General features: G+C 61.2%; 3 protein-coding genes. 2 read left to right on the top strand and 1 reads right to left on the bottom strand.

Going from position 1 to position 3,174, the window contains the following annotated elements; translation table 11 throughout:
• The coding region (locus tag NW815_RS13285) for a serine hydrolase domain-containing protein (RefSeq protein ID WP_414416112.1) at positions 1 to 925 on the bottom strand (925 nt) is incomplete at its 3' end.
• Positions 926 to 1,052: 127 nt separating this feature from the next.
• Here NW815_RS13285 and NW815_RS13280 point away from each other — a divergent pair.
• Both NW815_RS13280 and NW815_RS13275 read left to right on the top strand, forming a co-directional pair.
• Positions 1,053 to 2,015, top strand: a complete 963-nt coding sequence (locus tag NW815_RS13280; RefSeq protein ID WP_414387804.1) for a LysR family transcriptional regulator — start codon at positions 1,053 to 1,055, stop codon at positions 2,013 to 2,015.
• 108 nt (positions 2,016 to 2,123) lie between these two features.
• Positions 2,124 to 3,164, top strand: a complete 1,041-nt coding sequence (locus NW815_RS13275; RefSeq protein ID WP_414387805.1) for an anthranilate phosphoribosyltransferase family protein — start codon at positions 2,124 to 2,126, stop codon at positions 3,162 to 3,164.
• Positions 3,165 to 3,174 lie beyond the last annotated feature (10 nt).

Here is a 3,174-nt window from a genome sequence, read left to right as displayed (position 1 = left end):
CCCGGCGCTCGTGACAGCAGTGCGCATCCCCTTGCTGAGGCAACTGCTCGCGGGTCATTTCCCTCACCGTTTGGGGCTGCAGCAGGGATCCCGTCAAAAAACTCTCCCCGAAAGCAGCTACTTCCTCTGCCGTGGCGAATAGTCCGGCATGGCCGGCGATCCCGCCCAGGCGGGCGGCATTTTCGTCGTGAACCTGCCCCTGTAGGCGGCGCTTTCGCCAAGGACACAGCTCGGTGGGGGCACAAGAGCCAGAGACAGAGGATGGGTCAAAGGGATCCCCTGGATAAAACTGAGTTTGGCTCAGGCCCAGAGGCTGCAAGATCCGGGCGTACAAGATCTGATCCAGACGGGTTCCGCTCAGACGTTCCAAAGCCAGCCCCAGCAGGATCAATCCAAGATCGCTGTAGACTGTGCGGGATCCTGGTCTGTAGGCCAAAAAGGTGTGCAAAGCCATGTGCCGGGCAGATTCGGCATCGGGCTGTCGAAAAAGGGGCCGCCAGGCGGGCAAACCGGCGGTGTGGGCCAGCAACTGTCGCACCGTCACCTGTTCTGTTGCAACAAGCTGGCCTAAGGATTCCGGTTCCACAGCAATCCATTTCCCCGGCTGCAGAGGATCTTCATAGGGGGCAATGGGGCGGGATCCCTGAAACTCCGGCAACAGGAGACTGACCGGTTGATCCAGCAGCAACGCTCCGGCTTCCACCAGGGCCATGCAGGCGGTGGCGGTGTAGAGCTTGGTCAGCGAGGCCAGGTCAAAACGGGTGGCCGAGGTTGTCGGTTGGCGCCGGGTCTCAGGGTCGAGATGGCCTGCCGCCCTTGAGTAGATACACCTTCCCTTGTGGCGGATGACCACCTGGGCAGCGGGGAAAAGGTGGGGAATGGCGGAGTTGAGCAGCCCCTCCAGCAAGGTCGGATCCCAGCCCATCTGCCTCCTCTCCTCCCGGCTTGGGGATCCCCAGTCCAACAAACAACTTGTAACGGTGTTTACAAAAGCCTACCGCTTCCCCAGCTAGGATGCCACCACGGCAGGCTACATCATCAAGGGATCCCGAGTGCGGCTGGAGTTGTTGCAAGCTTTTTTGAACGTGGTGGAAACAGGTAGCTTTTTGGCCGCTGCTCGCCTCAGCGGTCTGACCCAATCGGCCATTAGCCGCCAGATCCAGGCCCTGGAGGAAGCGGTGGGGGCTCCGCTGTTGCATCGCAAAAGCCCGGTGGCTCTAACCGTAGCTGGGGAACGGCTTTTGCCCCATGCCCGTCGCATCTGTCAAGAATGGCAGCGGGCTCAGGAAAGCATTCGAGAATGGCTGCAGGGCCAGCAAACTGAGCTCTGCATTGCTGGGATCCATTCTCTGATCGCCCATCAACTGCCGCCGGTGCTGCAACAGTTTTGCCGGGAGTACCCAGAGGTGCAGTTGCGGGTTACCGCTCTGGGCAGCGACCGCGCCTTGAAGGTGCTCAGGGATGGGCTGGTGGACGTGGCCCTGGTGATGGAGAACCCCCTGATGACGCGGGGGGCAGAGCTGGTGGTGGAGCCACTGTACTCCGAGCCGATTCAAGTGTTGATGCCCGCCAACCATCCCCTCAGCCGCTACGAGCGGATCCCCTGGAAGGTGCTGGCGGAGTATCCCCAGGCTGTGTTCAAGGATGGCTATGCCATGCGCTCCTTGGTGGGATCCCATCTGGCCCGGCAGGGGCTTCCCCTCAAAGCAGCCCTGGAACTGAACACCTTGGATGCCTTTCGGGGGGTGGTGCGACAGGGGCAGCTCATTGCCCTCCTGCCGGAGTCGGCCCTGGTGGACTGCTGCGCCGATCCGGATTTGCAGGTGCGACCCACCGAGCCCCCCCTCTTGAGGCGACAGGTGGTTATGGTTACCACCAGCGATCGCTATCGGATCCCTCCCATTCGCCGGTTTTTGCAGTTGGCCGCCCAGCTGATTAGGCAGTCTGGTAATGCTGAGCCTGCTTCCGGCGCAGATCCCCATTGGCCCTCTGCTGGGCTGTTGTCGGTTTTGTAGAGACCTTTTGTAGAAATTTCTGGTCAAATACCCATATCGGTAGTTTCAAGTGTTCCGCCCTTATCTCCCCCTATCCTGAGTAGCCCAGCGCTCCCGACCGCCGATGCTATGAGCCAAGAGTTTCGCGAGCTGTTGAAAAAAATCGGCAGCGGCACCCACACCCACCAGGATCTCAGCCGGGCAGAGGCCGCCAGCGCTGCTCGAATGCTCCTGCGGGGGGAGGCCACTCCCGCCCAGATCGGGGCTTTTTTAATTGCCCACCGCATCAAGCGCCCCACTGCCGAGGAGCTGGCCGGTATGTTGGATGCCTATGCAGAAGACGGCCCTCTTCTGCCCCGGCAGGATCTGCCTCATCCCTTGATCATCTTTGGCCATCCCTACGATGGCCGCTCGCGGACGGCACCGCTGGGGGTGCTGGTGGCTTTGCTGCTGGCAGCGGCAGGGTCAGCCGTTTTGCTGCATGGCTCTGGCTTCTGTCCCACCAAGTATGGGCTGCCCTTGGAAGCGGTGTGGCGGAGCTTGGGGGTAGATTGGCGGGGGCTATCCCTGGAGCGGGTGGGGCAACTGCTGGAACAAACCGGGCTGGGATTTTTGTATTTGCCCACCTGTTTTCCCCAGGCTCAGGCTCTGATGGACTACCGGGATCAAATCGGCAAGCGCCCCCCCTTGGCCACCTTGGAGCTGGTCTGGACACCCTACCAAGGCCCCTTTCACCTGGTGGCCGGGTACGTGCATCCGCCCACCGAGGCCACGATGCTGGAGCTGTTTGCCCTGCGGGAGATTCGGCAATTCACCACCGTCAAAGGTTTGGAAGGCAGTTGCGACCTGCCGCGGGAACGGGCGGCCATTCTCAACCAGGGCGGGAAACGGCTGCTCTTGAAGGCCAGAGATTGCCACTTGGCAGGCCCGGAGATTCCCTTCTCCGGAGAGAAAGAGCTGCTCCGGCAGATGCAGCAGGTGCTCAGCGGGGATCCCTGTGAACTCACCCCAGCCGTTCTCTGGAATGGGGGCAGCTATCTGTGGCTCCTCGGGCTTGCTCCATCCTTGCCAGAAGGGATCCAACAGGCGGAAGACCTGCTTCGCTCCGGACGGGTGATGGAGAAGCTGAAACAACTGATCCGGGTGATCGACCTGATACATTTACGCTGAACACTGCTGA

Origin of the sequence: Synechococcus sp. R6-7 (genome assembly GCF_047461695.1) — a bacterium.
In the GTDB taxonomy this organism is placed as follows: Bacteria; Cyanobacteriota; Cyanobacteriia; order Thermostichales; family Thermostichaceae; genus Thermostichus.
This window is presented reverse-complemented; position numbering and strand designations above follow the sequence as displayed.